24 protein-coding genes are annotated in these 23,877 nt (G+C 56.3%); 13 read left to right on the forward strand and 11 right to left on the reverse strand.

Annotation, left to right across the window (positions count from 1 at the left end; genetic code table 11):
- The first annotated feature begins 273 nt into the window (after positions 1 to 273).
- From NBV64_RS03100 to NBV64_RS03120, 5 genes are all read left to right on the forward strand, one after another.
- Positions 274 to 981, forward strand: a complete 708-nt coding sequence (locus NBV64_RS03100) for a TerC family protein (protein ID WP_009463194.1) — start codon at positions 274 to 276, stop codon at positions 979 to 981.
- Positions 982 to 1,077: 96 nt separating this feature from the next.
- On the forward strand, positions 1,078 to 1,359 hold the full coding sequence (locus NBV64_RS03105) for a peptidylprolyl isomerase (protein WP_009463196.1): 282 nt from the start codon (positions 1,078 to 1,080) through the stop codon (positions 1,357 to 1,359).
- Between the two features lie 302 nt (positions 1,360 to 1,661).
- The gene (locus NBV64_RS03110) at positions 1,662 to 1,928 is read left to right on the forward strand and encodes a hypothetical protein (protein WP_009463198.1); all 267 of its coding nucleotides are present in this window, start codon (positions 1,662 to 1,664) and stop codon (positions 1,926 to 1,928) included.
- A gap of 3 nt (positions 1,929 to 1,931) precedes the next feature.
- Entirely contained in the window at positions 1,932 to 2,393 is a 462-nt protein-coding gene (locus tag NBV64_RS03115) for a YaiI/YqxD family protein (RefSeq protein ID WP_009463200.1), read from the forward strand.
- A gap of 71 nt (positions 2,394 to 2,464) precedes the next feature.
- Positions 2,465 to 2,839, forward strand: a complete 375-nt coding sequence (locus NBV64_RS03120; protein WP_009463202.1) for a nucleotide pyrophosphohydrolase — start codon at positions 2,465 to 2,467, stop codon at positions 2,837 to 2,839.
- A 13-nt stretch (positions 2,840 to 2,852) separates the two neighbouring features.
- Here the strand turns inward: NBV64_RS03120 and NBV64_RS03125 are convergent, their stop codons facing one another.
- The 5 genes from NBV64_RS03125 to NBV64_RS03145 all read right to left on the reverse strand — a co-directional run bounded on the left by NBV64_RS03125 (position 2,853) and on the right by NBV64_RS03145 (position 8,129).
- Complete coding sequence (locus tag NBV64_RS03125) at positions 2,853 to 3,494, reverse strand: HD domain-containing protein (protein ID WP_250756679.1); 642 nt, start codon at positions 3,492 to 3,494, stop codon at positions 2,853 to 2,855.
- 115 nt (positions 3,495 to 3,609) lie between these two features.
- Entirely contained in the window at positions 3,610 to 4,584 is a 975-nt protein-coding gene (locus NBV64_RS03130) for a Bug family tripartite tricarboxylate transporter substrate binding protein (protein WP_250756680.1), read from the reverse strand.
- Between the two features lie 30 nt (positions 4,585 to 4,614).
- Positions 4,615 to 5,769, reverse strand: a complete 1,155-nt coding sequence (locus NBV64_RS03135; RefSeq protein WP_083054207.1) for a mandelate racemase/muconate lactonizing enzyme family protein — start codon at positions 5,767 to 5,769, stop codon at positions 4,615 to 4,617.
- A gap of 436 nt (positions 5,770 to 6,205) precedes the next feature.
- A complete protein-coding gene (locus tag NBV64_RS03140; protein WP_250756681.1) occupies positions 6,206 to 6,586 on the reverse strand; it encodes an RNA-binding S4 domain-containing protein in 381 nt (126 codons plus the stop codon).
- 34 nt (positions 6,587 to 6,620) lie between these two features.
- Positions 6,621 to 8,129 (reverse strand): DHA2 family efflux MFS transporter permease subunit, encoded by a 1,509-nt coding sequence (locus NBV64_RS03145; protein WP_250756682.1) that lies wholly within the window; start codon positions 8,127 to 8,129, stop codon positions 6,621 to 6,623.
- Positions 8,130 to 8,273: 144 nt separating this feature from the next.
- Between NBV64_RS03145 and NBV64_RS03150 the strand changes: the two genes are divergently transcribed.
- Entirely contained in the window at positions 8,274 to 8,882 is a 609-nt protein-coding gene (locus tag NBV64_RS03150; RefSeq protein WP_250756683.1) for a TetR/AcrR family transcriptional regulator, read from the forward strand.
- A gap of 95 nt (positions 8,883 to 8,977) precedes the next feature.
- Here the strand turns inward: NBV64_RS03150 and NBV64_RS03155 are convergent, their stop codons facing one another.
- From NBV64_RS03155 to NBV64_RS03165, 3 genes are all read right to left on the reverse strand, one after another.
- Positions 8,978 to 10,291 carry a ferredoxin reductase family protein gene (locus tag NBV64_RS03155; RefSeq protein WP_009463216.1) on the reverse strand — a complete coding sequence of 438 codons (1,314 nt, stop codon included), beginning with the start codon at positions 10,289 to 10,291 and terminating at the stop codon, positions 8,978 to 8,980.
- A gap of 261 nt (positions 10,292 to 10,552) precedes the next feature.
- Positions 10,553 to 11,719, reverse strand: a complete 1,167-nt coding sequence (locus tag NBV64_RS03160) for an amidase (protein ID WP_250756684.1) — start codon at positions 11,717 to 11,719, stop codon at positions 10,553 to 10,555.
- 15 nt (positions 11,720 to 11,734) lie between these two features.
- The gene (locus NBV64_RS03165; RefSeq protein WP_009463220.1) at positions 11,735 to 12,727 is read right to left on the reverse strand and encodes a Bug family tripartite tricarboxylate transporter substrate binding protein; all 993 of its coding nucleotides are present in this window, start codon (positions 12,725 to 12,727) and stop codon (positions 11,735 to 11,737) included.
- 154 nt (positions 12,728 to 12,881) lie between these two features.
- On the opposite strand from NBV64_RS03165, the gene NBV64_RS03170 reads away from it, so the two are divergent.
- Positions 12,882 to 13,775 carry a LysR substrate-binding domain-containing protein gene (locus NBV64_RS03170; protein WP_026484978.1) on the forward strand — a complete coding sequence of 298 codons (894 nt, stop codon included), beginning with the start codon at positions 12,882 to 12,884 and terminating at the stop codon, positions 13,773 to 13,775.
- Here the strand turns inward: NBV64_RS03170 and NBV64_RS03175 are convergent.
- Positions 13,767 to 14,621 carry an AraC family transcriptional regulator gene (locus NBV64_RS03175; RefSeq protein WP_060186239.1) on the reverse strand — a complete coding sequence of 285 codons (855 nt, stop codon included), beginning with the start codon at positions 14,619 to 14,621 and terminating at the stop codon, positions 13,767 to 13,769. The two genes, NBV64_RS03170 and NBV64_RS03175, sit on opposite strands and share 9 nt — an antisense overlap.
- Before the next feature lie 130 nt (positions 14,622 to 14,751).
- Between NBV64_RS03175 and NBV64_RS03180 the strand changes: the two genes are divergently transcribed.
- Positions 14,752 to 15,294 (forward strand): carboxymuconolactone decarboxylase family protein, encoded by a 543-nt coding sequence (locus NBV64_RS03180; protein ID WP_009463226.1) that lies wholly within the window; start codon positions 14,752 to 14,754, stop codon positions 15,292 to 15,294.
- A gap of 64 nt (positions 15,295 to 15,358) precedes the next feature.
- Here NBV64_RS03180 and NBV64_RS03185 read toward each other — a convergent pair whose 3' ends face one another.
- Complete coding sequence (locus NBV64_RS03185; protein ID WP_009463228.1) at positions 15,359 to 15,670, reverse strand: monooxygenase; 312 nt, start codon at positions 15,668 to 15,670, stop codon at positions 15,359 to 15,361.
- 166 nt (positions 15,671 to 15,836) lie between these two features.
- Between NBV64_RS03185 and NBV64_RS03190 the strand changes: the two genes are divergently transcribed.
- The 5 genes from NBV64_RS03190 to NBV64_RS03210 all read left to right on the forward strand — a co-directional run bounded on the left by NBV64_RS03190 (position 15,837) and on the right by NBV64_RS03210 (position 23,254).
- A complete protein-coding gene (locus NBV64_RS03190) occupies positions 15,837 to 16,721 on the forward strand; it encodes an EamA family transporter (RefSeq protein WP_009463230.1) in 885 nt (294 codons plus the stop codon).
- Positions 16,722 to 16,815: 94 nt separating this feature from the next.
- Positions 16,816 to 18,720, forward strand: a complete 1,905-nt coding sequence (htpG, locus tag NBV64_RS03195; protein WP_250756685.1) for a molecular chaperone HtpG — start codon at positions 16,816 to 16,818, stop codon at positions 18,718 to 18,720.
- A 425-nt stretch (positions 18,721 to 19,145) separates the two neighbouring features.
- Positions 19,146 to 21,341, forward strand: coding sequence for a TonB-dependent receptor (locus NBV64_RS03200; protein WP_250756686.1), 2,196 nt, complete (start codon positions 19,146 to 19,148; stop codon positions 21,339 to 21,341).
- A gap of 98 nt (positions 21,342 to 21,439) precedes the next feature.
- Positions 21,440 to 22,120, forward strand: a complete 681-nt coding sequence (locus NBV64_RS03205; RefSeq protein WP_250756687.1) for a Fe2+-dependent dioxygenase — start codon at positions 21,440 to 21,442, stop codon at positions 22,118 to 22,120.
- A gap of 21 nt (positions 22,121 to 22,141) precedes the next feature.
- Positions 22,142 to 23,254, forward strand: coding sequence for an alpha-hydroxy acid oxidase (locus NBV64_RS03210; protein ID WP_250756688.1), 1,113 nt, complete (start codon positions 22,142 to 22,144; stop codon positions 23,252 to 23,254).
- On the opposite strand, the gene ampD is transcribed toward NBV64_RS03210, so the two are convergent.
- Positions 23,242 to 23,877, reverse strand: coding sequence for a 1,6-anhydro-N-acetylmuramyl-L-alanine amidase AmpD (ampD, locus tag NBV64_RS03215; protein ID WP_250756689.1), 636 nt, complete (start codon positions 23,875 to 23,877; stop codon positions 23,242 to 23,244). The two genes, NBV64_RS03210 and ampD, sit on opposite strands and share 13 nt — an antisense overlap.

Below are 23,877 nucleotides of genomic sequence, written 5' to 3' on the forward strand. Positions count from 1 at the left end.
GAACTATCAGGGGGAGTAGCTTACTTTCCGGCGCATCGTCATCACGGCAATCTGTGTTTTTTGCACACGTTCCCGGTGCCCGGGCAACCTTAGGGTTGCAAGCAAGACCTTGCCATTAAAGGGCAAGGTGTATCCTCTAAAAACGATATGGCCTGTGCCCTTAATGGATCAGGCCATTTTTGTTTTGTACACGAGTCGTCATTTTCTCGTTGTACAGTCATGCAAGATGGTCGTCAGCTTTTAATCAAACAATATGAAAAGGCGGTCTTACACATGATGGAGTTTTTGCAAACAATGAGTTGGGCGGCAGTATTTCAGATCATCCTGATCGATATATTGCTGGGGGGCGATAACGCCGTGGTTATCGCTTTGGCTTGCCGTAACTTGCCTGCCAAACAACGTGTCAAAGGTATTTTGTGGGGTACGGCCGGTGCCATTGGCCTGCGCGTCGTCCTGATTGCCTTTGCCCTGACCTTGCTGGCCGTGCCTTACCTGAAAGTGGTCGGTGCCTTGTTGCTGGTCTGGATTGGTGTGAAACTGCTGATCCCTGAAGATGAAGGCCACGGTAATGTGGAAGGCAGTGCCACCCTGTGGAAAGCTGTTAAAACCATCATCATTGCCGACTTTGTGATGAGCTTGGACAACGTGATCGCCATTGCCGGTGCGGCGCAAACCGCCGATCCGGATCATCAGATCGGTCTGGTTGTCTTTGGTCTGGTCGTAAGTGTGCCTATCATTATCTGGGGCAGCACCCTGGTTCTGAAGCTGATCGATCGCTTCCCTATCGTGGTGACCTTAGGCGCCGCGCTGCTGGGCTGGATTGCCGGTGGCATGATCGTGACCGACGTGAAGTTCATCGAGTTCTTTGGTGAGGCCTCCACCAGCACCAAGCTGATTGCTGAAGTGGTGGGTGCCTTGCTGATCGTTGCCCTGGGTCATGGCATTGCCGCGGCCAAGCGCAAGAAAGCTGCCCAGGCCTGAAATTGAAACAGCAGGTGTAGAACCGGTGCCGGGGGCTTCGCTTCCGGCATGGTTCTGGGTTAAGCTCAAACGATTTTCTAAAAAAAGGAGTACACCATGGCACAAGCCTCCGCACGCCACATTCTGGTCAGCACCGAAGAGAAAGCGAACGAACTGAAAGCCGCTATCGAAGGTGGTTCTGACTTTGCTCAGGTGGCCAAGGAAAATTCCAGCTGCCCATCGGCCCGCATGGGCGGTGAGCTGGGAACATTTGGCCGTGGCCAAATGGTGCCCGAGTTCGATCAGGTTGTGTTCAGCGCCCCCGTTGGCGTTGTGCAAGGCCCCGTCAAGACTCAGTTCGGCTACCACCTGGTAGAAGTGACTGCACGTCAGGACTGATACGATCAGGCCAATAAAAAACCCGCTACGGCGGGTTTTTTTGCGCATGCTGATCTGGTGACTGGTGACTGGTGACTGGTGACTGGTGACTGGTGACTGGTGACTGGTGACTGGTGGTTAGGTGTAGGGCCGGGCGGTGGCTGCTTACAGAAACTAAAGCTTTGATTATCAGGGCTTATACATAAAAAGCCTGGACATTTTCCTGCAAGCTGCGCAGTATGCCAGCCATACCGGCTAACGGCCTTGTCGCCGTATTGTTCGCTTACCGTGAGCGAACCAGCCCATTCTTATAAAGAAATCCGATGAAACGCACCGATATGGAAAAACTCAGCGCCGTCAAACTGCTGAGCAATGTAAAAAAAGCGGGTACGCCACAACGCTTTGCAGGTGACTCCGCCGTGGCCGATCGGCGCGAACAACGTCGTCTGGATCAGGCTGCTGGCCTGGTGTCCTTCCCCGTCAAGCTGACCCAGCCAGTTATTGATGCCGTGCGCGCTCGTGCTACCGAGCAAGGCGTCTCGACCAATGAGGTCATTGATCGGCTGCTGGCTCAAACTCTGGGCCTGTAACCCATGCAGATTTGGGTCGATGCGGACGCTTGTCCCGTAGTCATCAAAGAGATTCTGTACCGCGCCGGGCAGCGCTGGAGTCGCCATGTGATCCTGGTGGCGAATCAGATGCTGCGCACCCCGCCATCGCCCTGGTTGAGGGCGGTGCAGGTGGCACGGGGCTTTGACGTGGCGGACGACTACATCGTCCAGCACGCCAGCGTGGGAGATCTGGTGATTACCGCCGATATCCCTCTGGCTGCCCAGGTGCTGGAGCGTAAAGCGCTGGTCCTGACACCCAGGGGCGAACGCCTGGACGCCAACAGCATAGGCGAGCGCCTGGCCATGCGCGACATGATGGAAGAGCTGCGTAGCACTGGCGTGGATATCGGAGGCCCGGCCCCCTTTAGCCAGGCCGACCGGCGTGAGTTTGCCAACGCATTGGACCGCCTGATGATGAGCCTGCAAACGGCTGCGAGATCGTAAACAGACTTGCCATCCCCCCGGCCCTTGTGTGAGTCTGTCGCTGGATTGAAATTTTTAGAGTGAAGTACGTAATGACAGACTCAAAACGCCCCTTGATGAATTTGACTGGCCTGAACGAGGCCGTCGCCCAGTTCGCCCGCGAGCGTGAGTGGGACCAGTTCCATAGCCCCAAAAATCTGGCCATGGCCCTGACCAACGAAGTGGGCGAGCTGATCGAAATCTTCCAATGGCTGACAGAAGACCAGTCCCGCGAAGCAGGCAAAGACCCGAAAACTGCTGAAGCCGTGCGCGATGAACTGGCTGACGTGCAAATCTACCTGAGCCGTCTGGCCTTCGTTCTGGGTGTGGATATGAATGAGGCTGTTACCAACAAGCTGGTAAAAAACGCCCGGAAATACCCCGCTGACAAAGTGCGGGGGACGAACAAGAAATATACGGAGTTGTAAAAGGGGCTAGGGATTACAGCTCCCCCAGCATTTCCTCTATAAACCGTTCCATCCGCGCGTGTCGCTCACGCGCGATTGCTTGCCCCCGTTCTGTCTGAAAACCCTCGGCCAATTTGAATAATTTGGCCGGGAAGTGATCCAGCGCGTAGCGCTTGTCATCCAGAGGACGAGTCTCTGCTTTTGGGTCTTCCGGCTCATACAAGCTGGAGCCCATTCGCCCCGCTGTATAGAAGCAGCGAGCTATCCCTAAAGCGCCAATGGCATCCAGCCGGTCTGCATCCTGCAAGATGCGGGCCTCCAGACTGACGGGCGGGATGTTTGCTGAAAAGCTGTGGCTTTGAATTGCTTGGCCCACGGCTTCACAGTCCTGCTCTGACCATCCCAGCCTGGTCAGAATGTGTCGTGCCTGCTCCGCCGACAGGGTGGAAGCACGAGAGCGCAATGGCGAATTCTTCTCTACCGCCACGCAGTCGTGCAGCACCGTTGCTGCCAGCAAAATCCGCAGATCCCCACCTTCTTTTTCCTGAATCGCACAGACGTTCTTCCAGACGCGCTGCAAGTGCGTTTGGTCGTGGGAGCCGTCGTTGTGACTGGTGCTGCTGTGGGGCAGGAGTTGGGTGGCAAGCTCTTCAAAGGGATGAAACAGGCTGGACATGGCTATGGTTTGCTGTAGATGGTGCCACAGCATAACGCGAAGCAGCAGGGGCAGGACAGGCTCAAGAAAAAGGACTGCCAGTGGCAGCCCTGAAGGTGAATTGCAGTTTTTAAAGTTAGAAGTTGCTCAGCCCCAGATCACTGACCGAGTCGGCCCAATAGTTCAGCTGCTGATCCACATAGACCGTGAACTCGGCTGGGCTGTTGGTGACCAGGGTCGCGCCGTTCCCTTCCCAGATTTCCTTGATCTTGTCGGTATTCAAGGCACGATGGATGCTGTCTGCCACGTTTTGCACGGTGGCATCCGGTACATCGCCTTGCATGAAAATCCCGTACCAGGTCTGGGCACTGATCTCATCCATGCCCAGTTCTTTCAGCGTGGGAACATCCGGCAAGGCAGGAGCGCGTTCCGGGCTGGATACGGCCAGGGCGCGCAAGCGGCCATTGCGTATCTGCGCCACGGCCGACGGCATGGTCTCGAACATGAAGTCCACTTGATCGCCACTGATCAGCGCCATCACAGCCGGGCCGCTGCCTTTGTAGTGCACGGCGGTCATGGTGGTGCCGGATTTCTTTTCCAGCTTGCCGGCCATCAGATGCAGCATGGTGGCTACGCCACTGGTGCCATAGTTCACGCCAGCGCCTTGCTTGGCGGCGGCCAGCAGGTCGTCCACGCTGTGATAGGGCGAATTGGCGTTCACCACCAGCACATTGGGCATGGCGGCAATCAGGGTGACGGCTTTCAGGTCCTTGCGTGTGTCGTAGGGGAAGTTCTTCAACACGGCAGGTGCAATCATGTGATGCACGGCACCAAACAAGAGCTGATTGTCGGCGGGGCTGGAGTTGGCCACCATGCTGGCACCCAGCACGCCGCCTACACCTCCTTTATTTTCTACAACAACGGTTTGACCTATTTCATTGCCCAGAGCTTCGGCCAGAGGACGAGCCAGGGTGTCGCCCGAACCACCCGCGGCAGAAGGGACGATCAGTCGCACCGGGCGTTCGGCCCAGGCGGGGGGAGCTGCCCAGCTTTGGGGCGCGGCAGCAAAGATAAAACTGAGGGCAAGTACAACACGGGACCAGGGTTTCATGTTTTTTTACCTCCTCGGTAGTCGTCGGTTTCAGCCTTTGCCGGAGCCCAGGCTGCCGGGGTTGCTGCGCAGCTTGTCGATTTGATCTTGTCGTGGTGTCAGCCCCAGGCCGGGGGCGTCGGGCATGCGCAGCCAGCCTTGTTCGGGCTGAGGCAGGCCGGTGTAGATCTCGGCCATCATGGCGCTGGCGGCCAGGTGCCATTCCACATCGCCGCCATTGAGCAATCCGCAGTGCAGGTGACCGTTGTGGGAGGGGAACGCCCCGCCATTGGCGACGGACGCGTTAAAGCTTTCCGCCAGAGCGAAGATCTTGCGGGACTGGGTGAAACCTCCAGAAATCAGCACGTTGGGCTGCAGAATGTCGACAGCCTGCTGCATCAACAGATCCCGAAAGCGGTAGGACTGGCCTTCGTTTTGACCAGCGGCAATGGTGATCCCAGTGCTTTGACGCAATTCGCGCAAGCGGCCCGTGTCGTTCTGGGTAATGGGTTCTTCAAAAAAGCCGACGTCCAGATCACGGGCATGGCGGGCGATGGCTTTGGCGTGCACATAGTCCAGGCTGCAATTGCCGTCGATGTACAGCGGAATGTCGGCGGGGATGGCTTCGCGTACCAGGCTCATGCGGCGCATGTCCTGGCGGATCAGTTCGGACAGGGGGCGCGGTTCGTCGCGACGTTGCAAGCCGTGATGGCCTACCACCATCTTCAGGCCCTTGAAGCCTTGATCCACGCAGTCGCGCGCGACTTTAACCAGCTCTTCTTCGCCCAGGAAAGCAAAGCCGAAGGTCGCGTAGGCCGGTACTTTTTCACGGGCACCACCCAGCAGTTTCCATACGGGCAGACCCAGGGCTTTACCCTTGATGTCCCACAAGGCAATGTCCAACGCAGAGATGGCGTGCATGGCATAGCCCGTCTGACCACGAGGGCACACGTTCCAGTACATGCGATCCCACAGGCGCTCGGTGTTCAAGGGGTCTTGCCCGATCAGGTCGCTGGCCAGAATATCGTTGATGGTGCTGGCAACAGGGTGCTCTTCGGTAATGGCGCTAAGTCCATAGCCGGTGATGCCTTCATCGGTCTCGATTTCCACATGGCAGATGGCCAGGTTGGTGGGTTTTTGGATGCCCGCGCTATCGAATTGAAAAGGCACGTTCAAGGGAATCGCGCGTACTGCCGTGATTTTCATTTTCCTGTCTCCTTGCATTTTTTTGAATGCGTTTGCATGTAATTGTTTTAGGTTTATAGCGTTTTGTTGCAAGCGCGATCAATGGTGTAAACCCTTGATTTTATTGATATATAAAAGTCCAATCTGATGTATCAAAAAGGGTTTGCAGCGTTGTTTTTAAGGTTTTTAGTTGAAGGTTTTCTGCATCGGCAGATGCTTTAGCGGACGGGAGTGCAGACGTTTTGTGGGGTGCTCAAAAGCAGTGCAGGGGCTTGCAGCATAAGCAGGTAGACCGGCGGGGAAGAGGCAAGCAGGAGCGGGTTGTTAGTCCCTGTGCAGATCGCCGTGAAACGCTGGCGATAGACTCATCGAAAGAACGAATCATAAAAAAAGCCCTGCCAGGCAGGGCAGCTTGGCAGGGCTTTTTCTATACCGCGAAGTACGAGCAGGGAGCGGTCTATTTCCCCCGCAGCAACTGCATCTGACGACGATCTTTCTTGGTCGGACGTCCAGCATCAAAGTCCAGTGCAGGTTCAGGTGCCAGACGGCGTTGTTCGGCGGCTTGCGCGCGTCGTGTGCTGCTTTCTTCCGTCTCTTGATACAGCTGGCGGGCAAGCGGCGCGGGGCCACGTACACCGCTTAAGGCGGTGACGTGAACCTCCATGGCAGGAGTCTCCTTGCGCAAGGTAATCACATCACCGATTGAGACTTCGCGGGCAGGCTTGGTGCTTTGCTGATTCAGCAAAACCCGCCCTTTGGTGATCTCCTCGGAAGCCAGGCTGCGTGTCTTGTAAAAGCGCGCTGCCCAGAGCCATTTATCCAGTCGTAATTTGTCCATGCGCTATTGTAAATCCAGTCTGCAAAAGCTGGGCTTAATGCAGTTCCACCGCAGCGGCAGGAGCAGCCTGTACACGAGGCAAACGCAGACGCAGCAGCAGAACCAGACTGAAGACGGCCAGCAATCCGGCCCAGAACATGACGCGGTGAAAGCCGTCTGCCCAGGCGTGCTGGATGGCTTGCATCCAGAACAAGGAATCTGCTGAGGCAGGCAGATTCACCTGACCGGAGCTGATAATTTGTTGTGCCTGTTCCAGCATGGGATTGACCGGATCAAGACGACTGGACAGGGAGCTGACTGCTCCTTGGCTCATCAAGGAAGCCAGCAGGGCAACGCCCAAGGTCATTCCGGTTTGGCGGATGGCATTGGTGGTGGCTGATGCCATGCCGGAACGCTCACGCGGCACCAGATTCATGACCAAGGTACTGCACGCCGGTACCGACAAGCCCATGCCAATGCCCAGTACGGCCAATGCGAAACCGGCCATCCAGTAGGAAGCTCCAGGTTGCAGCACCATCATCAACCAGGAACCGGTAGCCATCAGGCCAAAGCCCGTAGTCAGGATCAACTTCAATCCAAAGCGCTGGCTCAAGGCTCCAAAACGGGAGGCCAGCACGGCCATGCCAATGAACTGGGGAGCCAGCCCCCAGCCGGTTTGGGTGGCACTCCAGCCCAGGGCGTTCTGGAAGAACAGGGACAGGAAAAACACATTGCTATAGGCGGCAAAGCCCAGCACAAAGGAGGCGATATTGGCGGTGCTGAAGCGGTAGTCCCGAAACAGGCTTAAAGGCAGCAAAGGGCGGGCGACGCGGGTTTGGGCATAGATAAATGCCACGAAGGTGAACGCTGCCACGACCAGAGAGCGAATCGTCTCGGTGGCGTGCCAGCCTTGCTCACCCGCGCAGATCAGGCCATAGGTCAGGGAGCCAAGCCAGATAACGCTAAGCAACTGGCCGACAGGGTCGAAAGCTGCGTGTTCGGGATTGGCCGACTCCTGAATACCCCACATGCCCAAGCCCAGGGTCAGCAGGCCCAGTGGCAGATTCAGGCTGAAGATCGAAGGCCAGTCGGCTACATCGACCAGCACACCGCCCAGAATCGGGCCCAGTACCAAAGCCAGGGCGCTGAAGGAAGACCAGCCGCCAATGACACGGGCACGCTGGGCCGGGTCTGGAAAGGCGTGGGTCAGGATCGACAGGGCTCCAGGAATAAGTAAAGCCCCGGCCATGCCTTGCACGACACGACCCCAGAGCAGGGCGCTTAGTGAACCGGCCAAGGCGCACATCATGGAGCCGACGGTGAAGGCCAGCACGCCCAGCAACCAGCTCTTCTTGCGTCCGTAGCGATCCCCCAGTAGCCCGGCAGACAACATGAAGGCGGATAGGCACAGCGCATAGGAATCCACGATCCACTGCAGTCCGGCCATATCGGTTTGCAAGGCTTGTTGCATGCGTGGCAAGGCAAGATTCACGATGCTGATGTCCAGGGTGACCATGAAAGTCCCCAGGTAAATGGCGATGGTTAGAGCAAGTCGGCGAGTCATGATATTTGATAAATGAGAATTATTATCGACTACTATAAATTATTGACTGACTGTCAGTCAATGAAAAATAAACAGGCTGGCTAAAATAGCGCCGTGACACCCGACGAGGCACTTTGTCGGGGTTTTTCTGATACTTTGACATCCATGACCGCTGCCAAAACACCTCGTACCCAACCCTCTGAAGTTCGTCGCCGAGACTTATTGGAGGCGGCTGCCACTTTGTTTCTGCAACAAGGGTTTGAAGCCACGCCGGTGGATGAAATTGTGTCGCGGGCGGGCATGTCCAAGGGCTTGTTCTATCACTACTTCAGCTCCAAGCAGGAGATTCTGGCTGCCCTGCGCGAGCAGTTCATCCAGCAGTTTCATGATCGTGTGCAGGGGGCGCTGGAGCAGGCGCCAGCAGAGGATTGGGTGCAGCGTCTGGCCTGTTGGATTCGAGCTTCGGTACAGGCGTACAGAGACACCCTGGAGATGCATGATCTGGTGTTTTCAGACCATATGCGCAGCAATTACCAGGGCGAACGCAATACGGTAACCGAGCCCTTGCACCGGATCCTGAGCGAAGGGCAGAAAGCGGGTGCCTGGTCTGTGGCCGACGTGAATTTGACCGCCTGGGTGATCTACCAGGGCATGCACGGCGCGGTCGACAATATGGGGTTGGAAACTGCAGAGCAGTGGGCCGTCATGGAGAACAATCTGGTGACTCTTTTTGTGTCTATGCTCGGGGCGACGCCGCCTCACCAAAATATGTAGGCTGTTCCAGTCGCACTGGATTGCTGCACTCAGCATACGCAGAACTGGCCTTGTTCTGATTTCTAAACAAGGCCAGTTGCTGGATGAGCAAAGGCTTAGCGGAACTGGAAGTGTTCCTTGTGCAAGGTCCAGGATTTTGCAGGCAGTGTTTGCTTGAGCTCACGTCGCAACTGTCGGCCCATTGCAGCCGGTCCACAGAACCAGATATGCAAAGGCTTGTCGGCCTGGTAATGCTGCAGCACCTCTTTGGGCGTCCAGCGACGGCCATCGGCATAAATTTCCAGGTTCACGTCCGGGTGCTCTTTGGCAGCCTTGCTCAAGGCCTGAGCCAATGGGTCAGTGCTGTGCTGACAGGCATATTGCAGATAGGCGTAGGGAGCGTGACCGTCCTGATGTTCCTGGCTTAACCAGGATAGAAATGGCGTGGCCCCGACACCCGCACCCACCCAGATATAAATGCCCTTGTCATCGCGGTCCGGCTGAGTGAAGCGTCCATAAGGGCCGTCCAGCTCAATGTTCTGGCCCACATGCAAACGCTCGGGCAGGCTGCGGGTCCAGTCGCCCAGCTGCTTGATATGAAAGCGCACAATTTGGTTGTCCTGATCCGCATCGGACAAGGTAAAGGGGTGGGACTCGGATTCACCCTTCAAACGCAAAAAGGCAAACTGCCCAGCCTGGTGACCTGGCCAGGATTGGTCCATGCGGCATTGCACCTCCAGCACATCACCTTGTGACGTACAGGAGATCACGGTGCCCGTGTGTGGGTAGGCCGAACTCAAGTTGCGTAGCAACTGGATGCCAGCTGCTGCTGTCCCGATCATCATGGTGATGGCCAGTGCCCAGCCGCCTATACCGCTCCAGTAAGCAGGGGGCGTCAGTACCACGCCATGAAAGATCAGGATCAAATAGGCCACTGGCATCAGGCGATGCAGGCTGTACCACTTTTTATAGGAAATCGTGCGGTGCGCCAGGGTGATGATCAGCATCAGAATCAGCGCGTAAAACGTCCATTCACCCAGTGATTTTGCATAGGGCTTGAACAGGCTGACCCATTCAGGAACCGGGGTTTTGGCCAGACGGCCGCCCGTGCCGATCGCTGCCGAGATCAGACCTTTGGATTCCTTGCTGAGCCAATGAGCCAGACTGAGCAAAATGGCGATGATACCCAGCCATTTATGCAGCCTGTAGGCTTTGTCCATGCCGCCTAACCAGGGTTCCAGACGGCGGGGACGCAGGGCCAGAATCATGATGGCTGTCATGGTGCCCAGTGCCAGAATCCCGGTTAACAGCATGCCTTCTTGTCGGACCACCCACAGCATATCGCCCGGTGGCGAGGGGGCCAGCCACAGGGCTTCAACAGCCCAGATCAGAAAGAAAGTGGAGAGCAGCAGTAAGAGAGGGCGACGCATGGTCTTTTCCGGATTGTTTGAAAGAGCCGGGTGCTGCGTAGTCGCGATGTGATGAACGTTCCGACGCAGCGCACCGGGAACACCTTATTGATGTTAGTACGCTGCCAGGCCGTTTGCGGAGCCAATATTCAAGAGTGTTTTGAGAAAACTCAAAGCGCTCCTAAATATTTGTTATTTAAAGAATTTGTTAATGATTCTGGTTGCTGTTTACTCTATTTCAGCTGGTTGCAGAGTAGTTCTTTTGATTGCTTTTCAAACCCGTCAAGCCGGGCAGATAAGCGATGCCAGATCCAGCAAAGCCGCGTCCTGGTGAGGCTGTCCGATCAGTTGCAAACCCAAGGGCAGTGGGCTGTTTTGACCGGGCGCGGGCAGGCTCAAGGTGGGCCAGCCCAACAAGGACCAAGGACGATTCAGTATCGAAGAGCCCGTGCTATCCAGTCCATAGGGAGCCGGGCCGGGAGCCGCTGGAGTCAGCAAGGCGTCGAAATGGCCATAACGCTCCTGCCATTCTGTTTGCAATTGGCGACGGTGCGCCTGCCAGGCGTGGTAATCCGCTGCAGGCAATTCCAGGCCTTGTTTGATGGCTTGCACGGTAATGGGGCGCAAGGCATCCGGGCTGGCTTGCCAGACGGGTAGCAGGCTGCGGGCCATTTCATAAGCCATGATCTGGCCTTGCAGGATCAGCAGCTCTTTCAGTTGTGGGTCCGCAGGCAGACGCTCCAGGTGGGCGCCTTGTTGCTCCAGATGCTCACAGCCTTGTTCCAACGCGGCCAGTGCTGCGGGTGTGATCGGGCCCAGATCTTTGCCATCCAGCACGCCAATGCGCGGCGCTGTGGGGACTCGACTATCAGGCAAGCCTTGCAGGACAGTGGCCACGCGGCGCAGCACGGACAAGTCCCGGCTGAAGTAGCCGATCGTGTCCAGGCTGTCGCACAACAGGAAAAGACCGCTGCGATGCACCGCGCCAAAGCTGGGTTTGAAACCCAGAATGCCGGTGAACGCAGCGGGGCGCATCATGGAGCCTCCCGTTTGGGTGCCCAATGCAAAATCAACCATGCCAGCTGCTACGGCCGCAGCCGAACCACTGGAAGAGCCGCCGGGCGTGTGCTCCAGGTTCAGTGGATTACGGGTGGGGCCGGGGGCTGCGTAGGCAAATTCGGCGGTGACGGTTTTGCCCAGGGCAATGGCACCAGCCTGACGCAGCAGGGCGACACAGGCGGCGTCCCGCTCGGCGGGTAGCGCATTGGGGAAATGCGCGCCGTAGCACGTGGGCATGCCTTGAACATCCAGCACATCTTTCACACCAAAGCTCAAACCCGCCAAGGGGCCAGTGGGATTGGTGCTGATACAGGTGGCGGGATCAGCCAGCCAGGACCAGGCCTGGATAGCCTGGTCCTGCGTAGCGAGAGGGGAAGGGTTTGCAGTCATAAGCGAGAACTGGAACTACTGAATCGAGATGTTCTGTGCCTTGATCAGCGCGGTCCAGCGTTTGGTTTCTTCTTTCACAAAAGCGGTAAATTCTTCAGGTGTGCCACCTACAACTTCCGCGCCTTGGGATTCCACAATCTGACGGTAGTCGGGGTCTTTCAGGGCGTCGTTGACAGCCTTGTTCAGTTTTTCCAGTACATCAGCAGGCAAGCCGGCGGGGGCAATCACGCCAAACCAGTTCGAGGCCACCAGATCCACGCCTTGTTCTTTGAAGGTGGGGGTGTCAGGCATGGCTTTCAGACGCTCTTCCGAGGTCACACCCAGTACGCGCAGGCGTGGGTTGTCGATTTGCATGTGGGGCAGGAACAGGCTGGCCAATTCCAGATAGAAGGAGATATTGCCGGCCAGCAGGTCGTTCGATGCAGGAGCGCCACCACGGTAAGGCACGTGTACGGCGTCAAAGCCGGAGGTGGCCTTGAACTGTTCCGTCAGCAAGTGCGAGGCACCACCAGCGCCAGTCGAGGCGTAGTCGAGTTTTTCGGGGTTCTTCTTGCCGTCGGCGACCAGATCAGCCAGAGACTGGTAGGGCGAGTTGCTGTTTACACCCAGTGCCATGGCACCGCGTTCGATCAGGGCGATGGGCTGCAAATCTTGTTCAGGGTCAAAAGGCAGGTTACTGCCGTACAGCGCCTTGTTCACTGACATGGGGCCAAAGTTGCCCAGGCCGATGGTGTAGCCGTTGGGCTTGGCGCGCGCAATCATGCTGGTGCCGATATTGCCGCTGGCACCGGGCTTGTTTTCCACCACGATTGTCACGCCCAGGCTGTCGCTCATTTTTTGAGCCAGCATGCGCGAGCGGGTATCCGAGCTGCCACCTGCAGCGTAGGGCACCACAAACGTAATGGGCTGCGAAGGGTAAGCCGCGTCGGCCATGGCCGAACCGGAACCCAGCAAGGTCAGCGTGAGCAGGCCACTCAGTAAAGGGGCGCGATGCTTGAATACCGTCATGTCTATCTCCTGCTTTGGGCCAATATTCGCAGTGACGTGCAGTATGGCCCTGTTTTTGATAAGTGTCAGGACGGATGGTAGTAAGAGCTGATTATGTTGTCTAATATTAAAAATAATCGTTATTGATCTGTTTTTTAACCTAATTGGCGGGCATATGCTGGACTCCAAATTAAGTGAAATGTTCTTGGTGGTGGCTGAAGAGCTGCATTTTGGTCGAGCCGCCCAGCGTTTGTTCATGACCCAGCCGCCCTTGAGTCAGGCCATACGCAGGCTGGAAGAGCAGGTAGGGGCGACCTTGTTTATCCGCACCACACGCACGGTGCAATTGACGGCGGCGGGAGCGGAGTTGCAGCGCCGCCTGCGCTTGATCGGCAACGAACTGGAGCAGACCTTGCAAGCGGTACAGCAGGTGCACAGAGGCGAGACTGGCATGTTGCGCATAGCCCTGACCCCCAGCAGCGCCTATGCGGGGGTATCCAAGCATTTGTATCGCTTTCGACAGGACTTCCCGCAGGTGGATATTCAGATCTACGAGATGAACTCCAGCGATATGCCTGCGGCTCTTTATGAGCGCCGGGTGGATGTGGCCTTGATTCGGCCTTCCTTTGCCGTGCCCGATTTGAACCCGCAGCTGGTGGAGTCCGAACCCATGATGTTTGTCGTCAGGCGGGATGATCCACGTGCTCAGGAGCATAGTCAGGGGCTGACCTTGCACCAGGCTTTCTCTTACGAAATGGTGGCGTATTCGCGGCAACAGTCGCGTTACTTTCATCTCTTGCAGCAGCGCATGCTGCAGCGCTCAGGCTGCCTGCCGCGCTTTGCACAGGAAAGCATGGTGCCCACGGTGCTGGTCATGGTTGAAGCGGGCATTGCTCCGGCTATTGTTCCCGCTTCCCTGGCGCGCTTGCGCACCGATACCTTGGAGTATCTGCCTTTGCTGGATGCAGACGATATTGCGGCCGAGCTGATGAGTGCTTATGTCTCGGACAATACCAACCCGGCCTTGGTGAATTTTCTGGCGGTGCTGGAGCAGAATCGCTCAAGCTGATTGACGGGCGGCCAACCATTCCCGCATGGATTGACCCGTGCGCTGCCGAAACAGGCGGGACAGGGCAGAGGGGTTGGCGTAGCCCAGATCCAGAGCAATACGTTTGGCAGATTGGCCTTGTGCCAGCCGCTGGCAGGCCAGCGACAGGCGCCATTGGGCCAGATAGTCTGCCGGTGTGTCGCCCACCCAGTGCTTGAATTGCACGGCAAAGGCGCTGCGCGACATCTTGGCTTCCTGTGCCAGTGATTGCACGGTCCAGTCCCGACCGGGATCGGCCTGAATAGCCAGCAGTGCGCGCGCGATGGGTGGGTGTGACAAACCTCGGAACAGGCCTACGGGAATCTCGCAACGATCAGGATGGTCAAACAGCCAGCGTAGTAATTGCAGCAACACGATCTCGAACAGACGGTCTGCCAGCAGGCGATGGCCGCAGCGCACGGACTCCGTTTCTGCAAAGAGCAGGCCCAGTGCCTGTTCAAGGCCGGCCGCTTCTTCCAGCGGCACAATAATCAGATCGGGCAGGGAGCGGGCCAAGGGATGATGCTCACCCCCATCAAAATCCAGGGTGGCACAGGTGAAATCCGAGCCTTCATTGGGCAGATCGTAAAAAGCGTGCTCCAGCGGACGGGGGTAAAACAGCAGGCTGGGGCGGTCAATGGTCAGGACTTCCGGCACGGGATCGCGCGGATCGTGGCGCACGCTTAACTGGCCACGCCGCAGAATGTGCAAGAAGGCCCGTCCGGGTTGGGCCGCAAAGCGGGTGACGCCACACAAAGAGCCGTTGTAGAACAAATGAGCCCGAACACGGAATTGTTCCAGCAAAAGGGAGAGGCGATCCAGGTTCATGAAAACATCCTTGTCTGGATGAAAAGGTAAGTTGTCGGGACTAATCTTATCCAATGATCTTGATCTTGGCGAGACACTATCCCTGCAAGCTTTTTCCGGCCACCCCGGCCCACTTCACCAGGAGATCATCATGTCGCGTCTTACATTGCCTGACCTTGCCCAAGCTCCCGCCGCCAGCCAGCCTGCTTTGCAGGAAATTCAAAAAGCCTTTGGTGGCAGCGTGCCTGCCATGTTCCGTATGGTGTCCAATTCGCCCGCCGCCTTGCGCAGCATGTGGGGCTCTTTCGGTGCCTTTGCCGGTGGCAAGCTGGGTGCGAAACTGGGCGAGCAATTGGCGGTTGCCATTGCCGACCGTAATCGTTGCGAATACTGCCTGGCTGCCCACAACGTGCTGGGTGCCAATGCTGGCCTAAGCCCGGAGACACTGGCCCAGGCTCAGCGTGGTCAGTCGGATGATCCACGTACCGCCGCCGCTTTGAAATTTGTGCTCAAGCTGGTGGATCAGCGTGGGCAAGTCTCGGCCGCCGATGTACAAGCCGTGCGCGATGCCGGTTTTTCCGAAGGTGAGGTGGTGGAACTGGTCGGTGTGACTGCCTTGAACCTGTTCACCAACTACATCAACAATGCGCTGGAGGTTCCGGTGGATTTCAAGGCCGTTGAGCTGACTGCCTAAGCATCGATATGGAAGCCCGCTTGCTGATATGCATGCGGGTTTTCTTGCGTCTGTTGTCTGTGTCTTATTTGGCTGACAAGGGACCGGAATTGATAGCTGTCAGCGGCTGGTTCACATCAAAAAAGCGCGCATCAATGCCGGTGATGCCAAAGCGGTTGAGCCGCTTGCTGTGCATGTCCAGATAAGCCTGCGCGCTGGCTTGATCGGTGAATAGATACACGCCACCTGCTTTGGACTGTTCTTTATTCTCGGTCCAGATTTTCCAGATCAAGCCAGGTTCCAGGCAGATGGATTGCGCCAGTTCTTGCATGGCTTCGCTCATCTCTGAACCCCAAGGGCCGGGGTAAGGAAAATCAACATACAGCAGGGTGCTCATGATCGGCTCCATATCAAAATACGTGTCGAACATCATACCTTGATGTTTGAATTGTCCAGTACTGTCTCTTATTTGTCATGGGACGTTGAAAGGCCCGTGATTGGCTGGCCTCCCCCTTGAAGGGGGCGTATAGTTTTTCTTTTGCTATTTGCTGGTGGAAGCCCTCATGTCCTGGACCGCTTTGTTGTTGGTGGTGTGTGCTGCGTTCATTCATGCGGGTTGGAACTTGCTCTCTAAACGGGCGGCGATGGCAGGGGCGCATTTTGTATTCGCCTATTCCTTTTTTGCCATTCTGTTTTATTTCCCCATCACGCTGTGGGTGGTCTTTACGCAAGGCAATATGCCCTGGACCAGCGAGACCATTACCTGTTTGGTGCTTAGTGCCTTGCTGCACATGGGTTATAGCCTGAGTTTGCAAAAAGGCTATCAGGTTGCAGACCTGTCCGTGGTGTATCCCATTGCCCGTGGTACGGGCCCCATGCTCTCTTCCATTGGTGCTTTTATCCTGCTGGGCGAGCCTGTGCGTCCTTTGGGAGTGCTCGGCATCTTGCTGGTCGTGATGGGGATTTTGCTGATCGCCACGCAAGGTCGACTGCGCCGTTTTTTCAGCCCTGCAGCGCTGACGGGTGTGCGTTGGGGCATGCAGACCGGGATTCTGATTGCGGCCTATACCGTGGTCGATGCCTATGGCGTCAAGGTGCTGCTGATCTCGCCATTCCTGCTGGACTGGTTCAGCAATGTGTTGCGCCTGGGGATGCTGGCCCCTTTTATCGCCAAGCGGGGCCGGGCAGGCTTCGTCAAGTTCAAACCTTATTGGAAACTGGCGGCTGCAGTGGGTTTGTTATCGCCCATGTCCTACATCCTGGTCTTGCAGGCATTAAGCATGGGCGCACCCTTGTCCATGGTGGCTCCCGCCCGTGAAATGTCCATGATGGCCGGCACCATATTGGGTATGGTCGTCCTGCGCGAAAAGGCCAATGTCTGGAGTTTGCTCGGTTGCGCCATCATGATCAGCGGAGTCATTGCCCTGACATCCGGGCCGGCGGCCTGATCCGTCTCTTGAAATATGGTGGGTCGTCCCTATCTGTCTGCAATAGGGCGCGCTTTGGCGTGCGGCAATCAACCCATTTTTTTGCTTTTTCACCATGAGCCAGACTGACACTGCGAATACGTCCGAAACCTTGGGTTTTCAGGCTGAAGTCAAACAATTACTGCATTTGATGATTCACTCCTTGTACAGCAACAAGGAGATTTTCCTGCGTGAGCTGGTATCCAATGCGTCGGATGCCTGTGACAAACTGCGCTTTGAAGCTATCGACAATCCGGCTTTGCTGGAAGGCGACCCGGAAATGCGTATCCGCGTGGAGTTCGACAAGGACCAGCGCACGATCACCATTTCCGACAACGGCATTGGCATGTCCCGTGATGAAGCCATTGCCAACCTGGGCACCATTGCTCGCTCGGGCACCAAAGAGTTCTTCTCCCAACTGACGGGCGACAAGCAAAAAGACACTCAACTGATTGGTCAGTTTGGCGTGGGCTTTTACTCCTCCTTTATCGTGGCCAATAAAGTGTCCGTGCTGACACGTCGTGCCGGTAGCGATCAGGAAGCCGTGCTGTGGGAGTCCGCCGGTGAAGGCGAGTTCACCATTGCCGCCGCTGAAAAAGCCGAGCGCGGAACCACCATCACCTTGCACCTGCGTGAAGGCGAGGACGATTTCCTGGACGGCTGGCGACTGCGCAACGTGCTGCGTCGCTACTCCGATCACATCTCCTTGCCCGTGCAAATGCGCAAGGAAGAGTGGGACGAAGAAAAGCAGCAACAAGTAAAGCAGGACGAGTGGGAAAGCGTGAACCAGGCCAGCGCCTTGTGGACACGCTCCAAGTCGGAAATCACCGACGAGCAGTACCAGGAGTTCTACAAGCATATCGCTCACGATTACGAGAACCCTCTGGCCTGGACACACAACCGGGTCGAAGGTCGTAGCGAATACACCCAGCTCCTGTTCGTACCCAAGCAAGCTCCTTTCGATCTGTGGGATCGCGATGCTCGCCGTGGTGTGAAGCTGTACGTGAAACGCGTGTTCATCATGGATGATGCCGAGCAGCTGCTGCCTGCTTACCTGCGCTTTGTGCGCGGCGTCATCGATTCGGCTGATTTGCCACTGAACGTTTCGCGTGAAATCCTGCAAGAAAGCCGTGATGTGCGTGCCATCCGTGAGGGTAGTGCCAAGCGCATCCTGTCCTTGCTGGAAGATCTGGCCGAGAACCAACCCGAGCAATATGCCGAGTTCTGGAACCAGTTCGGCCAGGTCCTGAAAGAAGGCACTGGCGAAGACATGGGCAATCAGGCCCGTATCGCTGCCTTGCTGCGCTTTGCCTCCACGAATCAGGAAGGTTCGGCCCAGACCGTGTCCCTGAACGACTACATCGGTCGCATGAAAGAAGGTCAGGACAAGATTTACTACGTCACGGCTGACACTTTTGCCGCTGCATCTAACAGCCCGCATCTGGAAGTATTCCGCAAGAAAGGCATCGAAGTGCTGTTGATGTCCGACCGTGTGGACGAGTGGATGTTGTCTTACTTGCGCGAATTTGAAGGCAAGCAACTGGTATCCGTGGCCAAGGGTGGCCTGGACCTGGATTCGCTGGCGGACGAGGAAGAAAAGAAACATCAGGCCGAAGTGGCTGAGACCTTCAAACCTCTGGTCGAGCGCCTGCAAACCACACTGGGCGAGAAGGTCAAGGAAGTGCGCATTACTGCCCGCCTGGTCGATTCCCCCGCTTGCGTGGTGGTCGATGCCAACGAGCTGAGCCCGCACCTGCTGCGTATGCTGCAAGCCGCTGGCCAGGAAGCTCCCGAGGTCAAGCCGATTCTGGAAATCAACCCGGAGCACGCCTTGATCGCCAAAGTCCAGGCCGCTGACGACGAGGCTTTTGGTGAGTGGGCTCAATTGTTACTGGAACAAGCCATGCTGGCCGAAGGTGCCGCATTGCAAGATCCCGCCAGTTTTGTGAAGCGTGTGAACCGCTTGCTGTTGAATCTGTAAACCTGAATCTTGCTGGCTCTGCCTGTGGGTGGAGCCAGCAAGCGTTTATCCTCATAGCCTTGATCTTCATTTTTAAGATCAAGGCTTTTTTGCGTCCATTGGCAGAGGACTAAGGGGAGAAGCGGGAAGATAAGGGACTAAACAAACGTTTGTGGCTAAGCGATTTTTTATTTTTTGTCCATCTTAATGAGAATTGATCGTAATACGATGTATGGACGCCACAATGTAAGGACAAAAACGCGGTTTTTGAACCGAATTTCAGGAAATCGTAAGATTTGGATGGACTTCATAATAAGAATGATTGATATTACCGCTTCCTTTAAAAGCGCTTATCTGGCAGCGAAACATCGCTAATAGCGAGCGATCGGACTTGATTCGATGGCACTGCCCCAAAAAAGAGCGATAACTACCACATGGAGCTGGTGATGTTGTTTGTTTCCACCCTGCCGCCTAGTCGGTTCGCCGAGACGGTTTTGTCCGCAGCATTGTTTGCTGCTCTGACAACTCCTGCAATTGCTCAAACCGCCAATCCAGGCGTGACCGAGCTGCAATCCATCAAAGTTCAAGGCACGACGGATGCTAATGGCATTGATGGTTTTCAAGCGCATAAAGCGCAATCGGTGAAGTTTTCCGAGACACTGCTTAACACCCCGCGTTCCATCACCGTGATCCCGGAGGAGGTGATCAGGGACCGTGGCGCAACGTCGCTGCAAGATGTGTTGCGTACGACTCCTGGCATTACCCTGGGATCGGGCGAAGGAGGCACGCCTATGGGTGACCGTCCCTTTATCCGGGGTTACGAAGCCAGTACCGATATTTTTATCGACGGTGTGCGCGACTATTCCCGTGGCTCGCACGAGACCTTCAACCTGGAATCGGTTGAAGTCTTGAAAGGTCCCAGCTCGGCTTATACCGGCCGTGGCGGTACCGGCGGCAGCCTGAACCTGGTGACCAAGTCTCCCAAGCTGAAAGACTTCTTCCAGGTGGAAGCGGGCTATGGCACGTCTGATCAATATCGTCTGACTGCTGACGGTAACTACGCTTTCTCGGATACCGGCGCCATCCGTCTGAATCTGATGCGTATGGGCGGCGAAGTGGCAGGGCGCGATGGTGTAAAGATTGATCGTTGGGGCATTGCTCCTTCCATCGCCTTTGGTTTGGGCACGCCAACGCGTGTGACCTTGTCTTACTCGCGTCTTGAGAACAAGGACATGCCGGACTTGGGCTTTCCTTTCAAGAATGCCGCCAATCCGGATCGCGTCACCCCACTGGAGGCCGATCGCGATAACTTTTACGGTCGCCGCAATGTGGACTTTCGCAAGTACATTGCCGATACCGCTTCGGCCAGCGTCGAACATGATCTGAATGATCGTTTCACGGTGCGTAACGTCACGCGTTACAGCAAGACTCTGAATCACTATCTGATGACGCGTCCGTCTTTTGATAACTGCGCCGCAGGTGCAGGCGGGGCTTGCGCGACGGAAGGTGCTGGCTTGCAGTTCCGTCGTGACGACCGTACGAACTACCGTGTTGCTGAGTCTCTGTTGAACCAGACAGATGTCTACGGCAGCTTTAATACTGGTTCGATCAAGCATGACATCGTTGCAGGTGTGGAAATCAGTAAGGAGGAAATCCACAACAAAGCGATGACGGGTGGCCCAGGCCGTGATACTGACTCGTTCTACGACCCGAACCCTAATCGACAGTACAACTATTCGCTGCAGTACGGTCCCAAGACCAAAACCGGCGATATCAAGACCCGTTCGGCCTACATCTTTGACACTGTGACCTTGAATGATCAGTGGATGATCAATGGTGGTCTACGCTTTGATCGCTTTGAAGCCGACAACACCAAAGAGTCTCGCAAAGACGATATGTGGAACTACCAGTTGGGCGTGGTCTACAAACCCGCACAAAATGGTTCCATTTATCTGAGCTACGGTACATCTTCAAATCCTACGGGTGAAAACCTGGGTCAGGCCGGTGGTGCAGATGGCCCGGCAGGCGGAGCAGCAATTCGTGACTTGAAGCCAGAGCGCAGCTACAGCTGGGAACTGGGGACCAAGTGGGATGTGGCTGACGAGAAGTTGTCTTTGACAGCGGCCGTTTTCCAGACCGACAAGAAAGATGCTCGCTCTACTGATCCGTTGACCGGTGACGTGTCCTTGAGTGGCAGCAATCGTGTGCGTGGTCTGGAGTTGGGCGCGGCTGGTGCAATTACCCCTAACTGGAATCTGTGGGCTGGCTACACCTACCTGGATCCCAAGATCAAGAAGTACCGCAACAAAGACAATGTCTTTGACGGCAACCAGATGAAGTTCATCTCCAAGCAGAGCTTCAATATCTGGACAACCTACAAAATCATGCCCGAGTTGACCTTGGGCGCAGGTGCCACATTTGTAGGCAAGCGCTTTGTGGATGACGCCAACCAATTGAAACTGCCTTCTTACTGGCGTTACGATGCGATGGCGCGCTACGACCTGAACAAGAACGTGTCCTTCCAGTTCAACGTCAACAACATCAGCAATGTGCGCATGTATGATGCCTCTCACGTTGGTATTTTTGCCAACGTCGGCCCAGGCCGCTCCTACATGTTCAATGCCTCTTACCGCTTCGAGTAAGCTGCAGCTTGTAGTGTAAAGTCGGATGGGCCGCCCTCTTGAGGCGGCCTGTCTGCTTCTTGTACGACTTTGTGCTTTTTTGTTCTTGCAGGTATCCCATGCTGATTACTATCCCGGACGTTCTCAACGCTGAGCAATTGCGAGACTGTCGCCAGGCCCTGGAGCAGGCGCAGTGGGAGGATGGGCGTGCGACGGCGGGTTATCTGGCCCAGCACAGCAAACGGAACCTGCAACTGCCTCTGGATGCGGCAGTGTCTCGCCAGATGGGCGAGTTTCTGATGCACGTACTGGGTCAGCACAGCGGCTTTATTGCCGCTGCTTTGCCCCTGCGTATGCTGCCGCCACGCTTTAATCGTTACGAGGGTGGCGGGGAGTACGGCAAGCACATTGATAACGCGATTTTTACGGTTCCTGGCACGGCTCAGCGCTTGCGTACGGATGTGTCCACGACCTTGTTTTTCAGCGATCCTGATGAATACGAAGGTGGAGAGCTGATCATCGAGGATGTGTACGGCACGCAGTCCATCAAGCTGCCTGCAGGACATATGGTGGTGTATCCCGGAACGAGTCTGCATCGCGTCCAGCCTGTCACTAAAGGAACGCGCTATGCCTCGTTTTTCTGGACGCAAAGCATGGTGCGCCATGCGCATCAACGCAAGTTGCTATGGGAGCTGGATCAGAGCATTCAACAACTGGCCAAGCAGAATGCGGATGCCCAGGAGCTATCACGCCTGACGGGGATTTATCATAATTTGCTGCGTGAATGGAGCGATGTCTGATCGCCTGGAGCTTGATTGACCATGTCCCAAGAACGACTGCCCCCGCTCAGTAGCATCCCGGCTCAGATTGCCTGCCTGAGGGATTACGAACCGTATGCCCGTCAGCGTATGCGCGCGCAGGATTGGGCTTACTTCAGTGCAGGGGCGGCGGATGAGCTGACGCTGAAAGACAACCTGGCCAGCTTCGGGCGCTGGGGCTTATGGCCTGCTGCTTTAAGCACGTTTGATCAGCCTTCCACCTGTTTGACGCTGCAAGGGCAGTCCATGGACTACCCGATTCTTCTGGCTCCCGTGGCTTATCAGCGATTGGCTCACCCTGATGGTGAATTGGCCAGTGTGTTGGGCGCGGGTGCGATGGGAGCGACCAGTGTAATTAGCATGCAGTCCAGTCATTCCTTTGAAGAGATTGCCGCACAGGCGCATGCCCCCTTGTGGGCGCAGTGGTATTGGCAAAGGGATCGCGCATTTACTCTGAATTTGCTGGGGCGGCTTGAAGCGGCAGGGTATACCGCGCTGATGCTGACAGTGGATGCTGCGGTCAATGGTGTGCGTAATCAGGAACAGCGTGCGGGCTTTGCCTTGCCCGCAGGTGTGGATGCCGTGAATTTGCGGGGTGCCCCAACGCAGCAGGCGGTTTTAGGCGCAGCAGGCACCAGTCCTTTGTTTGGCAGTGGTTTGCTAGATACGGCCCCGACTTGGGATGATCTGGCCTGGCTGGTGCAGAACTGTCCTTTGCCTGTTTGGGTGAAGGGAATCATGCGACCCCGTGATGCTCAGCGAGCCCTGGAGATGGGGGTTGCCGGGATTGTTGTGTCCAATCACGGTGGGCGAACCTTGGATGGTGCCCCCGCTTCTGTGGACGTCTTGGCTCAGGTTTGTCAGGTCGTGCAGGGCAGGGTGCCGGTCCTGATGGATGGCGGTATTCGCCGCGGAACAGATGTGCTCAAAGCATTGGCGCTGGGAGCAACAGCCGTGATGATTGGCCGTCCCTATATTTATGGTCTGGCCGCTGCAGGAGCGGCCGGTGTTGCTCATGTCCTGCATATTTTGCGGGCGGAGCTGGAAGTGGCGATGGCGCTGACCGGCTGCAATACCTTGGCCGATATTGGCCCTGAACTACTTTATCGGTCTTGATCTGGCACTTGTCTTTGCTTTGGTCCCAACTCTTGTTCCGGCAATGTTTCTTTGGGCCAGCCATGTTCCCGCTTCACCCGTTCCCAATCAAAGAAAGGGCCCGGATCTGTCTTGCGCCCCGGAGCGATGTGCTCATGGCCACGTACGGCGCGCAAGTTATGGCGCATACGTAAGGCGCGGCTCAGGCGGGATAGCTCCCGGTACTGCGCTTCTGTGAATGGCTCGAAATCGCTGCCTTCCAGCTCAATGCCAATAGAGAAATCATTGCAGCGCTCGCGGTCTTCAAAGCGCGACACACCCGCATGCCAGGCGCGGCGGGTAGTGGGAACAAACTGGATGATGTGGCCAGTGCGCTGGATCAGAAAGTGGGCCGAAACTTTCAGGTCCCGGATGTTCTCGAACCAGGGGTGGGCGCTGATATCCAGCTTGTTTTGAAAAAAATCCCGAATGTAGGGGCCGCCGAACTCTTGCGGTGGCAGGCTGATATTGTGCAGCACCAGCAAGGTCGGGGTGTCGCCCTCGGGGCGGTCATCCTGATTGGGTGACAGGGCACGCAGGACATTGGCATGAGGTTTCAGCCAGCCCTGTCGGTCCAGGTCGTAAGCGTGGTGCATGCGGGCCAT

The sequence above is a fragment of the Alcaligenes sp. DN25 genome, from assembly GCF_023674485.1.
Taxonomy (GTDB): Bacteria; Pseudomonadota; Gammaproteobacteria; order Burkholderiales; family Burkholderiaceae_B; genus Alcaligenes; species Alcaligenes phenolicus.

What these genes read in the sequence shown, in the direction of transcription:
- NBV64_RS03170 (WP_026484978.1), top strand. Translation starts at nt 12,882, where the DNA reads ATGCTGGACTCCAAATTAAGTGAAATGTTCTTGGTGGTGGCTGAAGAG.
- NBV64_RS03155 (WP_009463216.1), bottom strand. Translation starts at nt 10,291, where the DNA reads ATGCGTCGCCCTCTCTTACTGCTGCTCTCCACTTTCTTTCTGATCTGG.
- NBV64_RS03110 (WP_009463198.1), top strand. Translation starts at nt 1,662, where the DNA reads ATGAAACGCACCGATATGGAAAAACTCAGCGCCGTCAAACTGCTGAGC.
- NBV64_RS03150 (WP_250756683.1), top strand. Translation starts at nt 8,274, where the DNA reads ATGACCGCTGCCAAAACACCTCGTACCCAACCCTCTGAAGTTCGTCGC.
- htpG (WP_250756685.1), top strand. Translation starts at nt 16,816, where the DNA reads ATGAGCCAGACTGACACTGCGAATACGTCCGAAACCTTGGGTTTTCAG.
- NBV64_RS03105 (WP_009463196.1), top strand. Translation starts at nt 1,078, where the DNA reads ATGGCACAAGCCTCCGCACGCCACATTCTGGTCAGCACCGAAGAGAAA.
- NBV64_RS03120 (WP_009463202.1), top strand. Translation starts at nt 2,465, where the DNA reads ATGACAGACTCAAAACGCCCCTTGATGAATTTGACTGGCCTGAACGAG.
- NBV64_RS03180 (WP_009463226.1), top strand. Translation starts at nt 14,752, where the DNA reads ATGTCGCGTCTTACATTGCCTGACCTTGCCCAAGCTCCCGCCGCCAGC.
- NBV64_RS03130 (WP_250756680.1), bottom strand. Translation starts at nt 4,584, where the DNA reads ATGAAACCCTGGTCCCGTGTTGTACTTGCCCTCAGTTTTATCTTTGCT.
- NBV64_RS03100 (WP_009463194.1), top strand. Translation starts at nt 274, where the DNA reads ATGATGGAGTTTTTGCAAACAATGAGTTGGGCGGCAGTATTTCAGATC.
- NBV64_RS03190 (WP_009463230.1), top strand. Translation starts at nt 15,837, where the DNA reads ATGTCCTGGACCGCTTTGTTGTTGGTGGTGTGTGCTGCGTTCATTCAT.
- NBV64_RS03160 (WP_250756684.1), bottom strand. Translation starts at nt 11,719, where the DNA reads ATGACTGCAAACCCTTCCCCTCTCGCTACGCAGGACCAGGCTATCCAG.
- NBV64_RS03200 (WP_250756686.1), top strand. Translation starts at nt 19,146, where the DNA reads ATGTTGTTTGTTTCCACCCTGCCGCCTAGTCGGTTCGCCGAGACGGTT.
- NBV64_RS03115 (WP_009463200.1), top strand. Translation starts at nt 1,932, where the DNA reads ATGCAGATTTGGGTCGATGCGGACGCTTGTCCCGTAGTCATCAAAGAG.
- NBV64_RS03185 (WP_009463228.1), bottom strand. Translation starts at nt 15,670, where the DNA reads ATGAGCACCCTGCTGTATGTTGATTTTCCTTACCCCGGCCCTTGGGGT.
- ampD (WP_250756689.1), bottom strand. Translation starts at nt 23,877, where the DNA reads ATGGCCCGCATGCACCACGCTTACGACCTGGACCGACAGGGCTGGCTG.
- NBV64_RS03135 (WP_083054207.1), bottom strand. Translation starts at nt 5,769, where the DNA reads ATGAAAATCACGGCAGTACGCGCGATTCCCTTGAACGTGCCTTTTCAA.
- NBV64_RS03145 (WP_250756682.1), bottom strand. Translation starts at nt 8,129, where the DNA reads ATGACTCGCCGACTTGCTCTAACCATCGCCATTTACCTGGGGACTTTC.
- NBV64_RS03165 (WP_009463220.1), bottom strand. Translation starts at nt 12,727, where the DNA reads ATGACGGTATTCAAGCATCGCGCCCCTTTACTGAGTGGCCTGCTCACG.
- NBV64_RS03175 (WP_060186239.1), bottom strand. Translation starts at nt 14,621, where the DNA reads ATGAACCTGGATCGCCTCTCCCTTTTGCTGGAACAATTCCGTGTTCGG.
- NBV64_RS03125 (WP_250756679.1), bottom strand. Translation starts at nt 3,494, where the DNA reads ATGTCCAGCCTGTTTCATCCCTTTGAAGAGCTTGCCACCCAACTCCTG.
- NBV64_RS03205 (WP_250756687.1), top strand. Translation starts at nt 21,440, where the DNA reads ATGCTGATTACTATCCCGGACGTTCTCAACGCTGAGCAATTGCGAGAC.
- NBV64_RS03210 (WP_250756688.1), top strand. Translation starts at nt 22,142, where the DNA reads ATGTCCCAAGAACGACTGCCCCCGCTCAGTAGCATCCCGGCTCAGATT.
- NBV64_RS03140 (WP_250756681.1), bottom strand. Translation starts at nt 6,586, where the DNA reads ATGGACAAATTACGACTGGATAAATGGCTCTGGGCAGCGCGCTTTTAC.